Below are 22,516 nucleotides of genomic sequence, written 5' to 3' on the forward strand. Positions count from 1 at the left end.
AGCAGATCGTCGCCTACGTTGTCGCTGTCGATGGGCACGACGTCGAACCGCGCGACGTCGCCCGATGGACCTCGACTCGACTGCCCGACTACATGGTGCCCGACTTCACTATCGTCGTCGCCGGATTCCCCACCACAGCGAACGGCAAGGTCGACCGGCGCGCGCTCGCCGCTCGTCCGATAGCATTGCGAGCGCCTGCCAGCTCGACGGAACCTGCCGAGGCCGTGGCGACGGAGGCGCCAGCCGCCACCGTCGACCCGGCAACCGTCCTTCACCTCTGGCGAGAAGTGCTGGGCGTGGCCGACCTCGACGAACACGACCGGTTCGCGGAGTCCGGAGGCACCTCGGTGCTCGCCGCAGTCCTCGCGCAGCAGCTGCGGACTGTGCTCGGCGTCCCCTTCACCGCAGCCGACGTCTACGCGACGGTCGACGCCTCGGGTGCCGCTGAGCTCGCGGCGCGCCGCGTGACGGGAACGGCGGTCGGGTCATCGAGCGCGCAGCGCTCCTCCGCGACCGCGAGGGAGCATTCTGTCGGAGCGGCCGCGGATCCGGCGCCAGCACTCCCCGCCGTGCCCGATCCCGACGAAGGGCCGCCTGGAACCGGGTGTGTCGCCGTCATCGGCGTCGCGTGCCGCGTGCCGGGTGCGGCGGACGCCCCGGCGTTCTGGCAGAACCTGCTGGACGGCGTCGAGAGCGTCCAGCGGCTCTCCGAAGCCGAGCTGATCGAGCGCGGTGTCGACCCGGACGAGCTCCGCGAGGCCTCGTTCGTCCCCGCACGGGCTGGCCTGGCTGACCCGACGTCGTTCGACGCGCCGTTCTTTGCCGTGTCCGACCGCGACGCGCGACTGATGGACCCGCAGGCGCGTCTGCTGCTGGAGCAGGCGTGGCTCGCGGTCGAGGACAGTGCCCGCCTCCCTGCTGATATCGTCGATGCTGCGGTCTACGTGTCGACCTCGACGACGTCGCACCACGTCGGTCGGGAACACCGACGTCGGGACTCGGACGCCCTCGTGGCGTTCTTGCAGGCCCAGCCAGGGACCACACCCACGATGCTGTCGCACCGAATGGGGCTGCGAGGCCCGAGTCTGCATGTGCAGAGCAACTGTTCGTCATCCTTGGCGGGGCTGGCGCTCGCAGTCCAGGGCATCCGGTCCGGTGCCACCACACACGCCATCGTGGGGGGGAGCGGCATGTTCGGACCCGATGCCGTGGGCCACCACTACGAGCAGGGGATGACGCTGTCGTCCGACGGCAGCTGCCGGGCGTTCTCCGCCGATGCCACCGGCATGCTCGGCGGCGAGGGCGTCGTCGCGGTCGTGCTCAAGGACGCCGTCGCCGCCATCCGTGACGGTGACGACGTCTACGCGCTGATCCGTTCGGTGGAGATGAACAATGACGGCGACCGCAAGGCCGGCTACCACGCACCCAGCGCGGCAGGGCAAGCCGAGGTCATCGCAGCAGCCCTCCGCAGCGCACGTGTGGACGCTCGGTCGGTCTCGTACGTCGAGGCGCACGGCACGGGGACCACGCTGGGCGACCCCATCGAGGTCATGTCGCTCAGCGAGGCGTACCGCGGCTGGACCGACGATCGCGGGTTCTGTGGCATCGGGTCGGTAAAGTCGAACATCGGCCACCTCGATGCTGCCGCGGGACTCATCGGCCTGGTCAAGACGGCGTTCGTCCTGCACCATCGCGTCGTGCCGCCGACGATCAACGTCTCGACACCGAACCCCCTGATCGACTTCGCGACGTCACCCTTCCGCCTGCTGACCGCTGTGACACCCCTCATTCCGGACGGAGGTCCCCTGCGGGCCGGAGTGGACTCCTTCGGCATCGGAGGGACGAACGTGCACGCGGTGCTGGAGGAGGCACCTCCCCGAGCTGTCCGGCCCGCGACGGCAGAGCGGCGCGAGATCGTGCCGATCTCGGTCCGGGAGGGAGGCTCGCTGGCGCAGTACGCTACGTCGCTCGCCGACCGCTTGGCGGGACGGGCCGTCGACTCGGAGATGCGGCTGGCCGACGTCGCGTTCACGTTCCAGAACGCCCGGTCCCCGTTCCGTGTGCGCGCCGCCGTCGTCGCGTCGTCCCTCGACGAGCTCGTCGAGGTACTCCGTGGACTCGCAGCGGACGTCCGGGCCGCCTCGACCGGGGGTCTCGTCTCGGTCGGCGCCAGATCCGGTGCCGATGACGGCGTCGAGCAGCTCGCCCGCGCGTGGGCAGACGGTGCCGATGTGGACTGGGCTGCAGCGGGGTCTGCGGTGGGCGGCCGCCGGATCCATCTGCCGGGGTACCCGTTCGCTCGCCGGCGGTACGACGAGCCCGGCCACGACGAACTTGGCTCTGATGGGTCTGGCTTTAACCGGGCGGGCCCCGAAAACCGCAGGAGCGATGACGACCTCGGTCTCCAGGGCGTCCGCGATGCGCCCCCGCACGTCCGGGTCTTCGACGAGGACTGGGAACCAGTTGCGGCTTCCGGCGCGCTAATGGGCCGCGACCGGTCGCTCGACGTCGTCGTCGTCGTGGGGGACGACAGCCGGATCGCCGACGCGGTTCGTTCGTCCGGGCGCGCTGCCCGCGTGGTCGCAGTGTCCCAGCCCGACACCCCGTCGTGGGTCGGAGCGTTCTCGTCGATCCGCCTGCGGCGCGAACGGGTCTCGGCGGTGATCCACTGTGGTCTCGTGCACGACGCTGCATCGGATCCCGCGGCGGCACTGGCGTCCATCGCGGCGGTGGAACGTGCGCTGGCGCGATCCGGGGTCGTCACTCCGTCGTTGGTGGTCGCTGCGTCTGCCGGCGACGAGGTGTCCGCGGCGGTCGCGGATGCGGCGGTGGCGTTCGCGCGTTCGAGCAGGACGGTGCTCCCGGGCACGAGGGTGCAGATCGTCGCGAGCGAGGACCAACTCGATGCGGACGGGTGGGCCCGCATGCTGCTGGACGAACTCGGCTCGGAACATGAGGCGGTCCTGTGGCGCTCGGAGACCCGCATGGCGTTGTGTCGCCGGGAACGCCAGGGCGGAACCGACCAGCACGCTGCTGAGCCGACCCGACCGGCGTTCGTCCAGGGCGGCGTCTACCTGATCACCGGTGGTCTCGGCGGACTCGGACGAGGCCTTGCCGAGCACCTGGCTCGACGGCACGGCGCGACGCTCCTCCTGCTCGGCCGTCGTGCCGGACGCGACGGCGGTCCGTTCATCGACAGGCTGCGGGCGCTCGGCGGCGACGGTCGTACGATCACCGTCGACATCACGAACAGGGAGGCGCTGGTCGCCGCGCTCGGCGTCGTCGCTGCGGAGTTCCCACGCCTCGACGGGGTGTTCCACCTCGCCGGATCCGGCGATCCCATGCCCGCGGCCGAGCAGACGATCGAGACGGCGCGGGGCGTCCTCGCCCCGAAGGTCGCGGGGACGCTCGCGCTCGAAGCCGCGCTCACCCGCTGCTTCGACGGACCACCGGCGCTCCTGAGCGCGTTCTCGTCGAGTTCGGCCGTAGTCGGCGACCTCACCGGGGGGACGTACGCCGCTGCGAACCGTTTCCAGGCTGCGTTGGCGCGGACTCGGCGGCGCGCCGGCTCATGGCTCCGGTGGCGTGCGATTCAGTGGCCCCTCTGGCAGGACGGCGCCCTCGGCGCCGGAACCCGGGCAGTGGCAGCCGACGAAGCGCCTCTAAGCCTCCGGACGGGTCTGGACTTGTTGGAGCAGCTCGTGGTGCAGGAGGGCGTCGCCCCGCTCGTGCTGGCTGGTCACTCGGCTCAGACGGCCCGTTTCCTCGCCCTCGTCGACGACGTCCCGGTCGCGCGGTCGGAGCCCGCCGTCGACGACCCGGCAGCAGTCGTCCGCAGCGTGGTGGCGGACGTGCTCGGCACGTCGATCGATGACCTGGACGACCACAGTCCCTTCGTCGACCTTGGACTCGACTCGATCCGGTTGACGCAGGCCAGCAACCGGCTGTCCGCGGCGCTTCGGCGGGCGGTCACGACCACGGAGCTCTTCGACCACCCGACACTCGCACGACTGATCGAGCACGTTGCCGAGGGTCCCGTCGGGGACCACGAGGTGCCTGCGTCCGCGGCAGCTGAGTGCTCACGTGCGCGCACGGGCACGCTCGAGTCGGAGCTGCCACACCGGGCAGCGGTACTCGGGACCGCTGCAGACGTCAGCTCGGGCATCGCCGTGATCGGCGCGAGCGGGGTCTTCCCCGGGCGCGGGAGTGTCGATGCGTTCTGGGACGCCCTCGTGGACGGCGAAGACCTGGTGACGACGCTCCCCGCGTCGCGGTTCCCCGCGTCGGACTCGCGGTCGGGGGAGCGTCCGCGAGTGCTGGGCGCTGTCGATGACGTCGACGCGTTCGATGCAGCCTTCTTCGAGATTGCTCCCAAGGAGGCACGCCGGACTGATCCGCGCCAGCGGCTCCTGCTGCAGGAGTCCTGGCGAGCCCTCGAGGACGCCGGGATCGGTCTGGACGACCTCGCCGAGTTGACGGTCGGCGTCTTCGTCGGGGCCGAGCACGGCGACTACGCCCTGCTCGACGGGAGCGCGGGCGGCGTGACGAGCAACAGCGACTCGGTCCTAGCCGCCCGCTTGTCGTACTTCCTCGACCTCGACGGGCCCGTGCTCACGGTCAACACGGCCTGCTCCTCGGGGCTGACGGCGCTGCACCTGGCCGGGGCGAGCCTCCGTGCCGGCGAATGCGACGTCGCCGTGGTGGCGGCCGTGAACCTCGTCACGGCTCCGGACACCTTCGATGCCCTCGATGCTGCTGGGATGACGTCCGTCTCCGGGGTGTCGCGCCCGTTCGACACCGACGCAGACGGCATGGTGCCGGGGGAGGCTGCGCTCGCCGTGGTCGTGCGCCCGGTCGACGCCGCGATCGCAGCAGGCGACACGATCCACAGTGTCGTGGTGGCCAGCGGCATCGGTCACGACGGGAGAACCAACGGCATCACGGCACCGTCAGGCGCTGCCCAGGCCAGACTCATGACCGACGTCCGTCACCGTGCCGGTCTGCGTGGTGCGGATCTGGGCCACGTCGTGGCCCACGGAACGGGCACTCCCCTCGGGGACCCGGTCGAACTCTCAGCGTTGGCAGAACTCGTGGGCGTCCCACGACCAGACGGCACCTCCTGTGCGGTGACGTCGATCAAGGCGAACGCGGGCCACATGTTCGCAGCTGCGGGCCTGGCGGGACTCGTCGTCCTGTCGGAGTCCGTCCGCCGAGGGATCATCCCGAAGGCCGTCCACGTGGACGAGCCGACCCGCGCGTTCGACTGGGACGCTGCTGCGCTCCGGTTGCCGCGGACCACCGAGGCCTGGACCGTGCCGGACGGAGGGTTGCGGGTCGGAGCCGTCAGTGCGTTCGGCATCAGCGGATCGAACGCGCACGCGGTCGTCCGCGAGCACCCGGTCCCGGACACCCGGACACCGACGATGGACGGCGGCGCAGAGCTCTACGTGCTGTCGGCGAAGACGCCCGCGGCGCTGGACCGCGCGGTCGCTGCCTTCGTCGCGGCGGCCGAGACCGACGAACTGCGTGGAGTCGCGAGCTCCGACGTCGCTCAGACGCTGGGCCGTGGGCGTCACCACCATCGCCACCGCACGTCTGTCGTCGCCACCTCCATCACCGAGGCGGCCCGCGCCTGGGCCGACCGCGGGATCGGAGCACACGATGCGACCATCTGGGAGGGGACGCTGGAGCGCAGTCGCACCGTCGACCCCGGAGCGACGAAGGACCTGAACGACATCCAGGCGCTCCTGGATGATCCCCGCGTGTCGCTGGACGAGCGTCGGAGCGCCCTCGAGCGCGCGGCTGCCGCTTGGGTCGCCGGTCGCGAGGGTCTGACGGCAGGGCCCCGTCTGCCATCTGCGGAACGCCGTCGGGTGCGACTGCCCACGTACCGGTTCGAGGCGACGCGATACTGGGTGGGCATGCAGCCACGAGCCGACGGCGACCCCGTCGCACAACCGACGCCAGTATCCGGAGTGATGCCGGAGTCGGCGAGCTCCCCGATACGGTTGCGCCCCGTCGGCGGCGCCGAGGTGCCGCAGCGTCCGGCCAGCGTCGATCTTGACGGCGGCCCGGTCCACCTGCGCTCGGTCGGCCGACCGCGGGCCACCGTCGAGCACGACGTCCTCACCGACCTCAAGGCCGCGAGTGGGTTCGGAGACGATGGTCTTGTGGTGACGCTCAACCGCACCGGTGTCATGGTGGAGGACCTCATCCCCTACTCCGAGGAGTTCGCGGAGTACGCCGGATCGGTTCGCGGCGAGGTCCTCGACCTCGGGTGTGCGTACGGCGTCGCCACCGTCGCTGCGCTGGAAGCGGGTGCCCGCGTCGTCGCTCTCGACATGGAGCAACGGCACCTCGACATCCTGTGGGAGCGCGTTACCGACGAGGCCGCGGACCGGCTCAGTCTGGTACGTGGCATGCTCCCGGACGTCGACTTCGCCCCGGGACGGTTCTCCGCTGTGCACGCGAGTCGGGTACTGCACTTCCTGAGCCCTGACGACCTGCGCACGGCCCTCCAAAAGATGGTGACCTGGTTGGAGCCGGGTGGTCGGCTCTTCCTGAGCACCGATTCGCCGTACTTCGGTTACTGGGCCTCGGCGGCACACGAGTACGAACACCGTCGTGCGGCTGGTCACCCCTGGCCCGGGTACGTGCCCGACGTCCACACCGCGTTCGACGCAGCCCTGGTGGAGGGAGGCCCCAGCGTCATCAACCCCTGGGACCCCGAGGTCGCGGTCCGGGAGTGTCGATCGGTCGGCCTCGAGATCGAACAGGCCGGCTGGTTCGGTGCCGTCGGACCCGGACCGCGGGCCGAAGGCGCACCAGGACCGGGGATGGAGCACGTGGGAGTCATCGCCCGGAAGCCCCTGTCAGACCCCGGTCCACGAGCCGTCGCGAGCGCTGACGGCGAGGTCATCCCGTTCGACGTCGTCGGTTCCGCACCGACGACCGTCGTGCTGGTCCACGGTCTCGGCTGTCGGTCGACCTTCTGGGGCGAGACCATCGCGGCGCTCCGCGACGAACACACCGTCGTGACCCTCGACCTCGCGGGCCACGGACCCGCAGCCGGGTCGGCGTCGCGCAAGCGATGGAGCGTCGATGCGTTCGCCGATGACGTCATCGCCGTCCTCGACAGGATCGGCGCCGAGCGGGTCGTGCTCGTCGGGCACTCGCTGGGCGGGCCTGTCTCGCAGCGGGTGGCGGAGCGAGACCATGCTCGTGTGGTCGCTGTCATCGGTGTCGAGGCGTTCCATGACATGGACGGGTCAGCGCTGTCCCAGCGACAGGTCGAGCGTCTGGCGGGGTCCCTCGCCCGGGAGCCGGCCCGCGCCGTGGAGTTGGTGAAGGCACCCGCGGCGCCGGCCCTCGTGGAGCAGATCGACCACGAGCGAGCGCGAGTGGGGGAGGGCGTGATCGTCCCCGCCTTCCGGGAGTTGCTCGCGACGGCCGGACCGTTCCCCGTCGTCCTCGGCACACCAGTGTCGATCATCAACTCGTCGGCGTTTGCGCCGACCGACAGCCACGCCGCCCGACGCCGCGGGGTCGTCGTCGACCTGATGGACGACGTCGGTCACTTCCCGATGCTCGAGTCGCCCACCCGCTTCGCCGAGATCCTTCGACGACACGTGCGGCGGTCGGTGGGCGCTTTGTCATCTGAGAGTGAGGAATGCTAAACATGTCTCCGAAGCAGGACAGGTCACCGTCGCTCGGAGGCATCCTCGTCACGTCACGATCTTCCGGGAGGATCACAATCACGAACAGTACCGACGCCGATCGTGTGGCGCGGATGCTCCGCCACGTCCGTGACACGCTCGCGCGCGAGCTCGAGTTGTCGCCCGAAGAACTCGACGTCGACGCTCCCTTCGTCGAACTCGGACTGGACTCCATCGCCGGCGTGATCTGGATCCGGCGTCTGAACGCGGACCTCGGCACGTCGTTCACCGTCGGGGACGTATACAGCCATCCCACCGTTGCTGGTCTCACCGCGAGCATCCTCTCGGCACTGCCGTCCGAGGAGGTCGTCTCGGGATCGGACTCGCTGCCCGAGGACTCGTCAGCGCCGGACTCGTCGCCCCGTCCTCTGGACCCGTTCCTCATCCGGCTGCGCGACAGTCTCGCTCGGGAACTCGAGGTCGACTCTGATGACCTCGACGTGGATGTGCCGTTCGTCGAACTCGGCGTCGACTCCGTGACGGGTGTGACCTGGACCCGAGCGATCAACCGCTCGTTCGGTCTCTCCCTAACCGCGACGTCGGTCTACTCGCACTCGACGCTCGCCGACCTGGCCGCTGCCGTCGGCGACGGAGGCAACGGGGCCGTCGCCGAGTCGACGACCGTCGGTCCACCGACCATTGATGCGCCGACCGTCGAGGAAGCACCCGCCCAGGAAGCCGCCCCCCCGGCAGCGGAGACGCAGCCGCAGACTGCACAGGCTCACGAGCCCCTGCTCGCACGGACAACATCGGCCGCCGCCGCGGGGCAGTCGGTCCGCATCGCGATCGTCGGGATGGCTGGGGCCTTCGCCGGCGCCGACGATGTCGACCAGTACTGGCGCAACATTGTCGACGGCCGCGACTCCGTCAGCGAGGTGCCGCTCTCCCGATGGAGCGTGGACGACCTCTACGACCCGCAGCCCGGGGTCCGCGGTCGCTCGTCGAGCAAGTGGATGGGCGTGCTCAGCAGCGCGGCTGAGTTCGACCCGCTCTTCTTCGGGATTTCCCCGGCAGAAGCAGAACAGATGGATCCGCAGCAGCGCCTCCTCCTCCGCGAGACCTGGCGGTGCCTCGAGGACGCGGGGCGCTCCCCCCGGGACCTCGCCGGGACCCAGACAGGCGTCTTCGTCGGATGCACCGCGAACGGCTACGGCGGCCCGGTCTATCCGGACCGGCTCAGTGCACATCAGAACCTCGGCATGAGCAACGCCGTCCTCGCCGGGCGCGTCTCCTACACCTTCGATCTCCGCGGTCCGTGCCAGGCGATCGACACGTCGTGCTCGTCGTCGCTCGTCGCGATCGCCACCGCCTGCGACAGCCTCCTGACGGGGGCGAGCGAGACCGCGATCGCCGGCGGCGTCATGGTGCTCCCGGGACCCGGCGTGCACGTCGCCATGAGCCAGCTCCGGGCGTTGTCGCCACGAGGGCACTGTTCCGCATTCGACGCTCGCGCCGACGGGTTCGTCCCAGGGGAAGGAGTCGGCGTGGTGCTGCTCAAGCGCCTCGACGACGCGATCCGCGACGGCGACCGCGTCCGTGCGGTCATCACCGCTTGGGGCACGGGCCAGGACGGCCGGTCCAACGGCATCACGGCGCCGCGGTCGGAAGCGCAGGCGGACCTCGTGTCGCGGACGCACTTGCGCTTCGGCATCGACCCGGCGACGATCGGCTTGGTCGAGGCGCACGGAACCGGCACGGCACTCGGGGACCCGGTCGAGATCGAGGGGCTCGTGGCAGGGTTCGCCATCCCACCCACGGACGACGCAAGGTGCGCCCTTGGGTCCGTGAAGAGCAACATCGGCCACACGGCCAGTGCCGCGGGTGTCGCCGGGCTGATCAAGGCCGTGTCGGCCCTCGAACACGCCGTTTTGCCGCCGACCGTCGAGTTCTCCGAACTGAACCCGCACATCGACCTCTCGGGAACGCCGTTCTTCGTGAACACCGTCGCGCGCCCATGGGTCGTCGAGGGCACCCGCACCGCGGCGGTGAACGCGTTCGGCTACAGCGGGACGAACGCGCACCTCGTGCTCGAGGAGTCGCCGGTCGCGACGGAGCGGCCGGACGACGATGCCGGCGACGTCGCGATCGTGCTGTCGGCCCGTACCCCGGAACAGCTGCGGCGTCGAGCCGAGCAGCTCCGCGACCATCTGCGCACGTCGGAGCAGCGCGTGCGCGACGTGGCGTTCACGCTCCTCGTGGGCCGCGCGCACTTCGCCCATCGGCTCGCATTCACCGCGGCCGATGCCGGCGTCGCGGCCTCCGTGCTCGACGCCTGGACGAGGACGGGGAGCCACCCGGCCGTCATCACCGGTGTCGCCCCACGGGTGCCCACGCCGGGCCCTGTCGTGATGACGACGGTGCCGGTCGGGGCCGCGCGTGCATGGGCCGTCGGTCAGGAGGTCGATGCAGATACCCTGTTCGCGGGATCCGAGCCGCAGCGGGTGGCCTTGCCGAGCTACCCGTTCGCTCGCGAAGAGTACTGGCTCGTCGACCCAACTGGTCGACGCTCGGAGCCCGTCGGAGGTGCCGCCACCGACGTCGTGTCGCTGCAGCCGCAGTGGGAGCCCGTCGTCGGTGACCGGGTGCAGCGTCCCAGGAGGACCTTCCTGTGGCTGGCCGGCACGACGCTGCAGCAGGCGGACGACGTCGCCGCACTCCTGCCACCGGGCTCACGCGTCCGCACGCTCCGTTCCGTCGGCGCGCTCGGAGAAGGCTACGCCGACGCCGTTGTCGAGATGCACGACGACCTCGCCGCGCTGGTGGCACGAGGTGACGCTGCCGACGTCACGGCCCAGCTCGTGGTCGTCGGAGCATCGGAAGCACCCGTTCGCGCCTTCGCCGGACTCGACGCCCTCCTCCGCTCCGCGTCGCTCGAACACCCCACGCTCCGCTGCCGCACGACGGAGTTCACCGGGACGCCGTCGGCGCGCGAGATCGCCGACGTCGTGGGCTGTCAGATCGGAGGAACGGCGAGGGTCCGCATCGACGGCCCACGGATAGAGGAGCTCCGCCTGGCTGCGGTCGCAGACAGCGAGGCCGCCGGTCGGGCGCTCCCGTGGCGGCGCAACGGCGTCGTCCTCGTCGCAGGAGGCACGGGAGGGATCGGGAGGGCTGTGGCCGAGCACCTCGCTGCGGCGATGCCGGACGGTGTCGTCGTCGCGGTGAGCCGGACGGCCGCGCCCGACAGCACGCCCACCGCCGTCGGCAGTCGGATCGTCTTCGAGACCGCCGACCTCGCGGATCCGCTCAGCGTCGCTCGGCTCGTCGAACGCCTCGTTGCCGCGCACGGGCCGATTACAGGTGTCATCAACTGCGCGGGGGAGCTCCGAGACGGCTTCCTGACGACCAAGGGTCCCGCAGACATCCGGACCGTCCTGGAGAGCAAGGTCGCAGGCACGACCGCACTCGATGCGGCGACACGGGACCAGCCCCTCGACTTCTTTGTGGGCATTACGTCGACCGCGGGGACGTGGGGCAGCGTCGGCCAAGCCGACTATGCCTCGGCCAACGCCTTCGTCGACGCCTACATGAGGGGCAGAGCCGAGCGCACGGCGGTTGGCGGCAGCGCAGGCGTCTCCTGCGCCCTCGCGCTGTCGCTCGTGGACGGCGGCGGCATGACCGCGTCGGACGGCGCCGGTGCGGCGCTTGCAGCGCTCGGGCTCCGTCCGCTCGGTGTCGATGACGTCCTGCGTGCACTCGACTCGGCGGTGCGCTCGGGGCGCCCGGGAACCGTCGTCGTGGCTGGGGATCCCACCGCCCTCCTGGAGCGCTGGTCCGCGCAGACCGCGACCGCAGCGCAGTCGACTGCTTCCACGACGCCCGGCCCCGATGCGACCGAGGTCTGGGCAGCCGCGGTCACCGCGGCCGTCTCAGCCCAGCTCGCCGTCTCGCCGGACGACCTCACCACGGACGACGAACTCGGTGCCTTCGGCTTCGACTCCATCAGCCTCACGGAGCTGGCGGACACCCTGAACGGCATCCACGGCACGTCGCTGTTGCCGACGGTGTTCTTCGAGTTCCGCACGATCCGCAGCCTCTCGGCGCATCTCGCCGCGAGCGGTTCGCTCCCGACAGGCAGCACCCCGAACCCGACCCCGCCGGCCTCGGTGGTCCCCGCCCCAGGTCCGCCGGCGCCTCCGCACACCGGGCTCGGCGAACAAGACGCGCCGCAGCCGGCAGTGGGGTCGTCCAGGTCGTCCCGTCCGGCAACCCGCCCCGAGGACATCGCTGTCATCGGCATGAGCGGAGTCTTCCCCGGCGCGGACGACATCGACGGTTTCTGGAGGGGCCTGGTCGCCGGCCAGGACTCGGTGACCGAGGTACCCGCTGAGCGATGGGACTGGCGCGCGGGATCGATCGGCACCGACACCGTTCCTGACCATCAGCGGTGGGGCGGGTTTATCGACGGCATCGATCGCTTCGACCCCCTGTTCTTCGGCATCTCGCCCCGGGAAGCACGCAGCATGGATCCGCAGCAGCGGCTCCTGCTGACCCACGCGTGGCAGGCCCTGGAGGATGCCGGTCACGCACCGTCCACCCTCGCGGGCAGCGACACGGCCGTGTTCGCGGGTACGGCTCCCAGCGGTTACGCCGCGCTGCTCGACTTTTCCACCAGCGACGGCGGCCATCCGGCCACCGGGTTGTCCGGCTCCATCGGTCCCAACCGAGTGAGTTACCTGCTCGACCTCCACGGCCCGAGCGAGCCCGTCGAGACCGCCTGTTCGAGTTCGCTTGTCGCGCTGCACCGTGCCGTGACGGCCCTCCGTTCGGGACGGTCGCGGTTCGCACTGGTCGGCGGCGTCAACACGATGGTGGACGACAGCCTGCACAGCGCGTACGGTCGCGCGGGGATGCTGGCCGAAGACGGCCGCTGCAAGGTCTTCTCATCGCGAGCCGACGGCTACGTGCGTGGCGAAGGTGCCGCCGTGCTGGTCCTTAGGCCGCTCGCCGACGCCGAGCAAGACCACGATCGCATCCTCTGCGTGATCCGTGGGACGGCCGAGAACCACGGCGGTCGGTCCCACTCACTGACGGCGCCCAACCCCGCCGCTCAGACGGACGTCGTGCGAGCTGCCCTCGACGATGCGGATGTGGATGCCGAGTCGATCGGGTACGTCGAGACGCACGGTACGGGCACGGTGCTGGGCGATCCGATCGAGGTCGCAGCGCTCAGCAAGGCCTTTCTCGGTGGTTCGGATGCGCCAGAGCAGCCATGGTGCGTGCTGGGATCGGTCAAGAGCAACATCGGGCACCTTGAACTGGCGGCGGGTGTCGCAAGCGTCGTCAAGGTGGTCCGTCAGCTCCAGTCCAGGATCATCGTCCCGTCGCTCAACAGCTCGCCGGTGAACGAGCACCTCCGGCTCGCGGAGACGCCGTTCACCGTGGCGGGGGAGTTGCGCCCATGGACACGGCTGAGCGGGCCTGACGGGCGTGACGTCCCGCGGCGGGCAGGTGTCAGCTCCTTCGGCTTCGGTGGCGTCAACGCGCATGCCGTCCTGGAGGAGTACGTCGACGACAGCGTTCCCAGCAGCGACGCCGGTCGAGCGGTCCTGGTGGTCCTGTCCGCGGACGACGACGTCCGGTTGCGAGCCACGGCCTCCAGGCTGGAGCAGGTCCTCGCGCGGGCCGGTGACGACGCTCCAGCGCTCGGCGACGTCGCGTTCACGCTCCAGGTCGGTCGCGACCACAGGTCATCCCGGGCCGCCATCGTGGTGTCCGACCGCGCCGAGCTGCTCGGCGCACTCGGGCGCCTCGCCGACGGTGAAGCCTCAGCCGGTTCCCCTGGCGGTCCTCGCTGGCAGCGCGGCGTGGCCGCACACGTGCCGATCGGCGCGATCCGCGACCTTTCGACGACTACGTCGCGGTGGCGGGGGGTCCTCGAGCCCGGCGGCGACATTGAGGGACTCGCCGCCGCCTGGTGCGCCGGCGAGGACGTCGACTGGTACGAACTCCACCCGGCGGGTGACCGACCACGCCGGACCAGCCTGCCGCCATCGGTCCTGGCCGACGAGTCCTACTGGCCACGACGTGGTGGTGCCCAGCCCGACACCGGTGGAGCGGGCGCTCCGCACGACCCGTTGGACGGGCAGCGGACGACCGCGGGTGCGGGAGGCATCGCCTTCCTGCACGCCTTCGACGGCTCCGAGCCGTTCCTGCGGGACCACAGGATCGGGGGTACCGCCGTGCTCCCGGCGTCGGCGCACCTCGAGGTCGCGCGCCGAGCCGTCGCGTGGGTCGCCGAACGGACTTCGCCGTCGGCGGTCGAGCTCCACGACTTCTCGTGGCTCCGCCCGGCTGCGCAGGTCAGCACCGGCCTCGACGTCGTGGTCGAGGTGCAGCTCGTCGAGACGGACCGCTTCTCGGTCAGCATCAGCACGGTCGTCGATGGAGTGACCATGGAGAGCAGCCGCTGTTCCGCAACGGTCGGCCGGGCCCCGACGACCCCGTCGGAGACGATCGACGTGGCGGCGCTCTGGGCCGACACCACGTTGCAAGTCGACGACACGGCGTTCTACGACGCCTACGCCGCACGCGGCATGGGCTACGGAACGACGCACCGTACCGTACGCCGGGCGGGTCTGTCGGAGGCCGCAGGCGGTCCACCGACCGTGGTGGCGGACCTCGTCCGACAGCATGCAGGCGGCGGTGCTGTCCTCGATCCGGGTCTGGTGGACGGAGCACTCCAGTCGACCCTGATGATGACGTGGCGGGGTGGCGCCGGTGTCGGAGGGGAGTCCGCGCTGCCCTTCGCGCTGCGGCACGTGCGCGTCCATGCGCCGTCGTCCGAGCGTTCCACCGTCACGGTCAGGCTCGGCGGAGGTGCCGTCACCCCCGACCTCGCAGTGGTCGACGTGTCGATCTGGGACGACCGTGGACGTCTGACGACCGAGTTGCTCGGCCTCACCGCGCGCCGGAGACCGCAGCCGCTGACCCGGCGCGACGCATCACCCGGACTGCTCACCCGACTCCGGACGATGGTGGCCGACGCCGCCGGGATCGACCCTGCTCGCGTCGAGACAGACGCGACGTTCGACCGCTACGGCATGGACTCGATGCTTGCCATGTCCCTGACACGTGTGCTCGAGCGGGCCTACGGCACCCTGCCGAAGACGCTGCTCTTCGAGGTGAAGAACATCCGGGGTCTGCATGAGTGGTTGGTCGAGAACCGGCCTGGGACGGCCCTGCAGGAGGTCGTCTCCACGGAGGCGGCGACGCCGACCGGTGTGACCCGTGTGCAGGACTCGATGGCCGCACGGTCCACGGCGGTGTCGTCGGCGGCGGCGGCCTCCCCTGGGCGGCGACCGGATCGGGAGCGGATCGCGGTCGTCGGTCTCGCGGGCCGGTACCCCGCGGCGGATGACGTGGCGGCGTTCTGGGACAACCTCCGAGCAGGACGCGACAGCGTCAGCCGCGTGTCAGGAGACCGGTGGCGCCTCCTGCGCGGCGGGCTGACCGCGCCCTCGGGCACACCGGGTGGTGTGTCCGGCGGCTTCCTCGACGGAGTCGACGAGTTTGACCCGCTCCACTTCGGCATCTCGCCGCGCGAGGCGGAGTTCCTGGACCCCCAGGAGCGTCTGTTCCTGCAGTGCGCCCACCACGCCGTCGAGGACGCCGGGTACAGCGCGACCTCGCTCAGCCGGGTCCACCAGCAGACCGGCGTGTACGTGGGCGTGATGTACGAGGAGTACCAGCTCTACGGCGCGCAGGCCCAGGAGCGAGGGCGGCCGATCGCGCTGTCCGGCAGCGCCGCGTCGATCGCGAACCGCGTCTCGTACACCTTTGGTCTCTCCGGCCCCAGCCTGGCGGTCGACACCATGTGCTCGTCCTCGTCGACGGCGATCCACCTGGCCTGCGAAGCCCTCCGGCGTGGGGAGATCGATGCTGCCCTCGCTGGCGGTGTCAACGTGTCCGTGCACCCGAACAAGTACTTGTTGCTCGACCAGGGCGGCTTCGCGTCGAGTGACGGCCACTGCCGCAGCTTCGGAGCAGGCGGTGACGGCTACGTACCGGGCGAGGCGGTGGGCGCCGTCGTGCTGAAACGACTCGACCAGGCTCGTCATGACGGAGACCATGTCTACGGGGTGATCGAGGGCTCGGCCGTCGGTCACGGCGGTCGGACTCACGGCTTCTCGGTCCCTGATCCCGTGGCGCAGGGCGACGTCCTCCTCCGTGCCTGGGAGGATGCGGGCATCGACGCTCGCGAGATCGACTACGTCGAGGCGCACGGCACGGGCACCGCGCTGGGGGACCCCATCGAGATCGCAGGACTCGCTCGGGCGTTCTCCCGTGCGGCGGGCGGAGCCCCTGACCGCTGTGCCGTCGGCTCCGTGAAGTCGAACATTGGCCACACTGAGAGCGCCGCCGGTGTCGCGGGGCTGACGAAGGTCCTGCTTCAGCTCCAGCACCACGAGCTGGTCCCGAGCCTCCACTCGGACGAACCGAACCCCTTCCTGGACCTCGACGGGAACCCGCTCGAGATCCAGCGGCGTCTGGACGTGTGGCATGCAGCGCCGGGCCGGACGGCCGGGCGTGTGGCGGGGTTGTCGAGCTTCGGTGCCGGTGGCTCGAACACGCACATGGTGGTCTCGGAAGCTGACGCTCCCGAGCGAGCGCTGACCGCCGAGCGGCCGGAGCCTGAGCTCTTCGTCGTCTCTGCCCGGACGCCGCAAGAGCTGGTCCACGTCGCGCGCAGGCTTGCGGCACGGTTGCAGGAACTGCCCGAGTCGGCCCTGGCCGACGTCGCGTGGACCTTGCAGGACGGACGGGCCGCCCTCGAACACCGTCGGGCCTTCGTCGCGTCCTCACTCACCGAAGCGCGCGCCGTGCTCGCCGACCTCGGAGACGGCGTCACACCGGCGACCGTCGTCGCCGGTCGCGCGGCGTGCGGCGAGGTCCAGACCAGCGACGCGGTCCAGAACGGCGTCGCTGCCGTCGCCGCCGTCCAGCTCGACGGTTCGCCGAGCGCCCTGCTGCGTCTCGCCCGAGCATGGGCATCGGGTGCGACCGTGGCCTGGCACGAGCTGCCGTCCTCCTCCCTTCGAGCGCGCGTGAGCCTGCCCGGGTATCCCTTCGCACGTGAGCGGTACTGGTACACCGACGACGGCACGGACACCGGTCCGGCGCTGGCGACGGACCGCGGCATGGATGCCGCCCACGGGACGGGCATCGGCTCCCACACCCTCGGCGCACGCCCGCCGGTTGCCCCACTGGTGCTCGCCCCGGTCCTCGTGCCCGAGGCGGTCACCGCTGATCCCGATCGTGCACTGGCTGCCGCCGAGCGCATCGTCCTGGTCGTCGGCCAGCTCGACGACGATGGCTTCGCCGAGCTGGTCGCCGCGTCGCCGCGTGGTGTGCGGATCGAACGGGTCCGTCCACGCGGCGGCCCTGTGGACGTCGAGTTCCGCCGCGCGGCGGACGCCCTCGTGCTCCTGCTGCAGTCACTCCAGCACTCCTCGTCCGCCACAGCGCCGGACCTCGTCCAGGTGCTCACGGTGGCGTCGGTCGAAGCCGACTTCGTGCCCGGATCCGCCCTCGCGGCGATGCTCCTGTCGGCACAACAGGAGCGTGACGACCTGCGCGTCCAGTGCGTCACCTCGACGGACGGAGCCACGGGTGGCGAGCTCGCCGAGCGCCTGCTGGCCGACGCGGGGTCAACCGCGGCAGAGATCGTCCACCGCGGCGGCGGTCGCCGTTACGTCCGTCGACGAAGAGCGATCGATATCCCGACCTCCGACGCGTCCGCATGGCACGACGACGGACTGTACGTGGTTGCAGGGGGCGCAGGGGCGCTTGGGCTGGAGGTCCTGCGCCGGATCGCCGCCGACGTCGAGCGAGCCGTCGTCGTCCTCGTCGGCCGGTCCGGACCGTCCTCCGCCGTCCAGGACGCGATCGCGACGGTGCGCAGGCCCGGACTCGTCGTCGAGTACCGACGCGCAGACGTCGGCCGGGCCCACGAGGTCGAGCACGTCTGCGATGCCGTCCGCGCTGCCCACGGGCCCATCACGGGCGTCGTCCTCGCAGCAGGGGTGCTGCGTGACGCCCTCCTCGTGCGATCCGACCCCGCTGATCTCGCCGAGGTGTTCGCCCCGAAGGTCACCGCGGTGGTGGCGTTCGACGAGGCAACCCGGGCAGATCCCCTGCGGCTGTTCCTCGCCTTCTCGTCCTCCTCGGGCAGCTTCGGCAACGCGGGCCAGACCTCCTACGCAGCTGCGAACCGGTTCGTCTCGGACTTCGCGTCGCAGCGGGCGGCGCTCGTCCACCGTGGCGAGCGGCAGGGGCGGACCTTGGCCGTCGACTGGCCGCTCTGGGCGGACGGAGGCATGGCGGTACCCGACAGCGTGGACGCCTGGTTGACGAGGTCGGGTCAGCGCAGGCTGACGACGGACGAGGGCTTCGACGTGCTCCGGGACCTCGTCCACCTGCCGACGGTGTCACACGTTGTCGTCCTGGTCGGTGACCTCGACGTCCTGCGCGACCGACTCGTCGATGCGCCAGGCGCCTGGGTCGAGGGGCCCTCCGCGACACCACCGGTGTCCATCGACCGCGCCGCCGCGCCCGAGGCGACGAGCCCCGCGACGCCCTCCCGGGTCCTCTCGGAGGACGTCGTCCTGGGGGCCGTGCGGGAGCGCATTGGAGCGGCACTCAAGCTCGACGTTCGCCGGATCGAGGCCGACGTCCCCCTCGAGCGCTACGGGCTCGAGTCGGTTGTCGCGGCGAAGGTGACGAGCGACCTCGGACGTCGTTTCTGGCCGCTGCCGGCGACGCTCTTCTTCGAGGCGACGACGGCGCGGGCCGTTGCACGCCACATCATCCGGCGCGCCGGGGTGGTCGCAGAGCCTGCGGCCGGGACATCGCTCCACCCCGCCACGCAGTCTGCACCCGCCGCGACGCCGGAGCCCGATGCATCGGACGCCGAGGACTCCGGCGGCGTCACCACGCATCCGGTTGCGCCTCCGCGTCGGACAGCGGCGGCGGAACCGGTCGCGGTGATCGCTGTGAGCGGCGACTACCCGGGCCCCGGGGGCGTGGACGGGCTGTGGGAGATGCTCAGCAGCGGCGGCGACGCGATCACGGAGGTACCGGCTGACCGCTGGGACGCCGATGCGCTCCACGACGCCGATCGCGACGGCCGAGGGACATCTGTCGGCAAGTGGGGGTCGTTCCTCATCGACGTGGACCGCTTCGACGCCGTGACCTTCGGTACATCGCCTCGCGAGGCAGCAGCGATGGATCCGCAGCAGCGGCTCTTCCTGGAGACGAGCCTCCGCCTCCTAGAGTTCGCCGGGGTCACGCAGGCAGTCCTCGAGGACCGCTACGCGCGCCGCGTCGGGGTCTTTGTGGGTTCGATGTACCGCATGTACGGGCGCGGAGACACCGACCTCGCACGACGCGCGCTGGTGTCGAGCTCGTCGTTGAACATGATCGCGAACCGCGTGTCTCACCACTTCGGGTTGGAGGGACCGAGCACCGCCGTCGACAGCATGTGCTCGTCATCGGCCCTCGCGATCCACCTGGCCTGCGCGGCGCTCCGCGCGGGCGAATGCGACCTGGCCATCGCGGGCGGCGTGAACCTGACCCTCGACTCCGACAAGTTCGTCTCGCTCTCCCAGGCGCAGATGCTGGCGAGCTCGCCGGACAGTCGGAGCTTCCGCGACGGTGACGGGTACCTCCCAGGTGAGGCCGTCGGCGCTGTCCTGCTGAAGCGCGCCTCCGAAGCCGAGCAGGACGATGACGACGTCCTCGCCCTGGTGACGGGGAGCGCGACTCGGCACGGCGGGCGAGCCTCGGGTTTCATGACCCCGAGCCGCGCGGCGCAGGTCTCGACGCTCGACCAGGCCCTGGTGATGGCAGGGCTGACAGCGGAGGACATCGGGTACGTCGAGGCCGCGGCTAACGGCGCCGCCCTGGCCGACGCCGTCGAGTTCGGAGCACTGCGCGAGGTCTTCGAGGGGGTCCAGCACCGTGTCGCGGTCGGCACGGTCAAGTCAGCGCTCGGGCACCCGGAAGGGGCGTCTGGGATCGCTCAGCTGACGAAGGTGCTGCTGCAGCTGCGCCACCGTCGTCTGGTCCCGTTGACGACGGCCGGCGACGACAACCCGCACATCGACCGGCAGGGCACGATGCTCAAACTCGTCGAGTCCGACGAGGTCTGGGAGGCCCCCGCGGGGAAGGTGCAGGGCACGCCGCTCCGGGCCCTCGTCAACTCGGTGGGGGCAGGCGGTACCTCCGTGGCGCTCGTGGTCGAGTCCCCGCCGGTCCGCGCGCCCCGTCGTATGCCGAGTTCCTCGGTGCCGAGCGTGGTCGTGCTCTCGGGCCTGACCCCCGAGCACCTCCGGCTTGCCGTGGGATCAGCCATTCGTGGGCTCGAGGCACGCCCGGACGCACTGCTCGCCGACGTCGCGTTCACGCTCCAGACCGCGCGGGAGCACACCGCGCACCGTCTCGCCATCGTCGCGTCGTCACGCGCCGAGCTGCTGCAAGCCTGGCGCGACCTGGTGGCTGCGGGTCCGGGCGGTGTCGAGACAGTCCTCGCGGCGGGGCTCGGAGGGGTGTTCGCGACCGGTCCCGAGGGCTCCAATCCCTTGAGCCACGTCTTCACCGGCGCCGCCGGTCGAGCGCTCGTGGAGACGTTGCTCGACGAGCACGACCCAGGGACACTCGCTGAGGCGTGGGTCCGGGGGGCCGTCGTCCCCTGGGAGCACCTCGCCTCGAACGAGCATGCACGGCGGATCGATCTGCCAACGACGCCGCTGCTCCGTCGGCGCCACTGGATCGACGTCGAGGACGTCACGGGAGCGAGTGCCACCCCGGACCGAACCGTGGACGAGCGCGAGCCGAACACGTCGGAGCGCCCGACCGGCCCAGGGGCGGTCCCCGCAGACCGCGCATCGGTCCTAGCCTTCGCCCTGGACCTCCTGGCCGATGCGCTCGGGACCACTGTCAGCGAGCTGTCGGCTGACGGCGATGCCCGCGCATGGGGCGTGGACTCGATCGTGTGGTCGCGCCTCCAACGCGGTCTCCGGAAACGCTTCGGCGTGGAGCTTTCAGCACGGGAGATTGCGCGACACCGCACGCTCTCCCAGATGCTCGCGACCCTGCCGGACGGCAGCGGGGCACCGACGGAGGAGGCGTGCGGTCCGGCGGACCCGTCCGTCGCTCCTCGCGAGGGGCGCCTCCGCACCCTGCGGGCGCTCCGCGACGGCGAGATCGACGTGGAGACGGCCAAGACATTGTTGAGGAACGACGGATGACGGACGAAGACACCCTGCTGGCCGACCTCGCCCTCGGGCGTGTTGACGTCGACGACGTCCTTGCGTACTACGAGCGTTCCGACCGGTCCCGGCTGCCGCTCTCCGAGGGGCAGAAGGGCATCTGGCTCGCGCAGTCACTCGAGCCCCTGTCGTCGGTCTTCGTGGTGCCGGTGTGCTTCGTGGTGCGTGGCGGGCTCGAGGTGACGGTGCTGCGGGACGCACTCGGCGTGGTGGTCGCGACGCATACGCTCCTGCAGATGCGCGTGGACGGGCGCGACGGTGACCCTGTCCTCGTCCCGGCCAGCGTCCAGCCCGAGGTCTCCGTCGCGTCTGAGACCGATGTCCCACGAGCGTCGGAGACACTCGCGGACGACGCGGTGCGGTGGGTCGAGCACGAGTCACGGCGGCCGTTCGACCTGGAGCGTGGCCCGCTTGCCCGTGTGGCCGTGCGCAGCCTGCCTTCCGGCGACACTCTCGTCGTCGTCGCAGCGCATCACCTCGTCGTCGACGGGGCTTCGATGCGCGTGTTGGTCAAAGACCTGTTCCGGGCGTACGACTCCCTGCTGCGGGCCGAGGCACCGGCGCTCGGGCCGGAGCGGTGGGCACACGAAGAGTTCGTTGCGGACGAGGTCGCGTTCCTCGGGAGCGATCGGGGTCGCAGCGCTCGCGAGTACTGGAAGGGCGTTCTCCGAGACACCCGACCGAGGCCCGTGCTGGACGTCGAGACGCCCGTCGAAGCGGGGACCTCACCCGTCGGGGCCAGCGCGACGCGGCGCCTTGGACCCGATGTGGTGACCCGCGTGCTCGCGTCGGCGAGGACGGCTGGAGTAAGTCCGGCGACGGTCTTCCTGACGGTCTACGAGGTCCTGCTGCACCGCTCTGGCGCTGTAGCCGACCCTCAGGCGCCGTTCCTGGTGGGTGTCCCCACCGATGTGCGGGCCGACGACGGGTCCGCGCGGGCGGTGGGGTACTTCGTGAACCTGCTGCCCCTGCCTGCGGTGGTCGACCACCGCGAGGACTTCGCTGCGGCGCTCCGGAGCGTCTCGGCATCGGTCGCGTCCGCTCTCGACCACCGGGAGGTCCCGCTCCCGGTCATCGTTCGCGACTCTCTCACGGTCTCCCGGGGCTCGAGCGAACCGGCGCTGTCGTTCGCCTTCGCCTTTCAGAACCGCACGCTGATGGGTGGAGCCGACCCGCGAGATGCCGGCGGACTGGCTGCCCGGGTGACGTTCGACGACGACGTGGCGCAAGCGGGGGAATTCACCCTCCGGCTCGAAGTGGTCGAGCGGGCAGACGGGTACGACGTGCATGCGCGGTACGACGGTCGTCGGCTCACGGCCACTGCCGCCGAGCGGTTCCTGGAGCGGTTCGAGACGCTGGCCGGTGTCCTGACCGATGACCCGGACGCGCCCGTGCGGCGTGCGACGCACCTCCCGCAGGCCGAACTCGACATCCTGACCCGCGCAAACGACACCGCACGGTCGTTCTCTGCTGATGCGACCCTCGCCGACCTGTTCGCCGACGGTGTCCGACGCCATCCCGACCGGCCTG

2 protein-coding genes and 1 pseudogene (1 of these 3 running past the window's edge) are annotated in these 22,516 nt (G+C 71.0%); all 3 read left to right on the forward strand.

All coding sequences use genetic code 11. The features are described 5' to 3' along the window. Positions 1 to 7,676 carry the final stretch of a non-ribosomal peptide synthetase gene (locus A6122_RS16390; protein WP_068251859.1) on the forward strand. 11,617 nt of this gene lie to the left of the window's left edge, so the window shows 7,676 of its 19,293 coding nt (coding positions 11,618–19,293); the start codon falls outside the window, past its left edge; it ends in the stop codon at positions 7,674 to 7,676. 113 nt (positions 7,677 to 7,789) lie between these two features. After that, positions 7,790 to 20,965: an SDR family NAD(P)-dependent oxidoreductase gene (locus A6122_RS16395; protein WP_167542341.1), complete on the forward strand. Its 13,176-nt coding sequence runs from the start codon at positions 7,790 to 7,792 to the stop codon at positions 20,963 to 20,965. Further along, positions 20,962 to 22,401: pseudogene (locus A6122_RS17830) on the forward strand (condensation domain-containing protein); the annotation flags it as partial. The gene A6122_RS16395 and the pseudogene A6122_RS17830, both read left to right, overlap by 4 nt. Between the last annotated feature and the right edge of the window lie 115 nt (positions 22,402 to 22,516).

This window comes from Rathayibacter tritici (genome assembly GCF_001641005.1).
Classification (GTDB): domain Bacteria; phylum Actinomycetota; class Actinomycetes; order Actinomycetales; family Microbacteriaceae; genus Rathayibacter; species Rathayibacter tritici.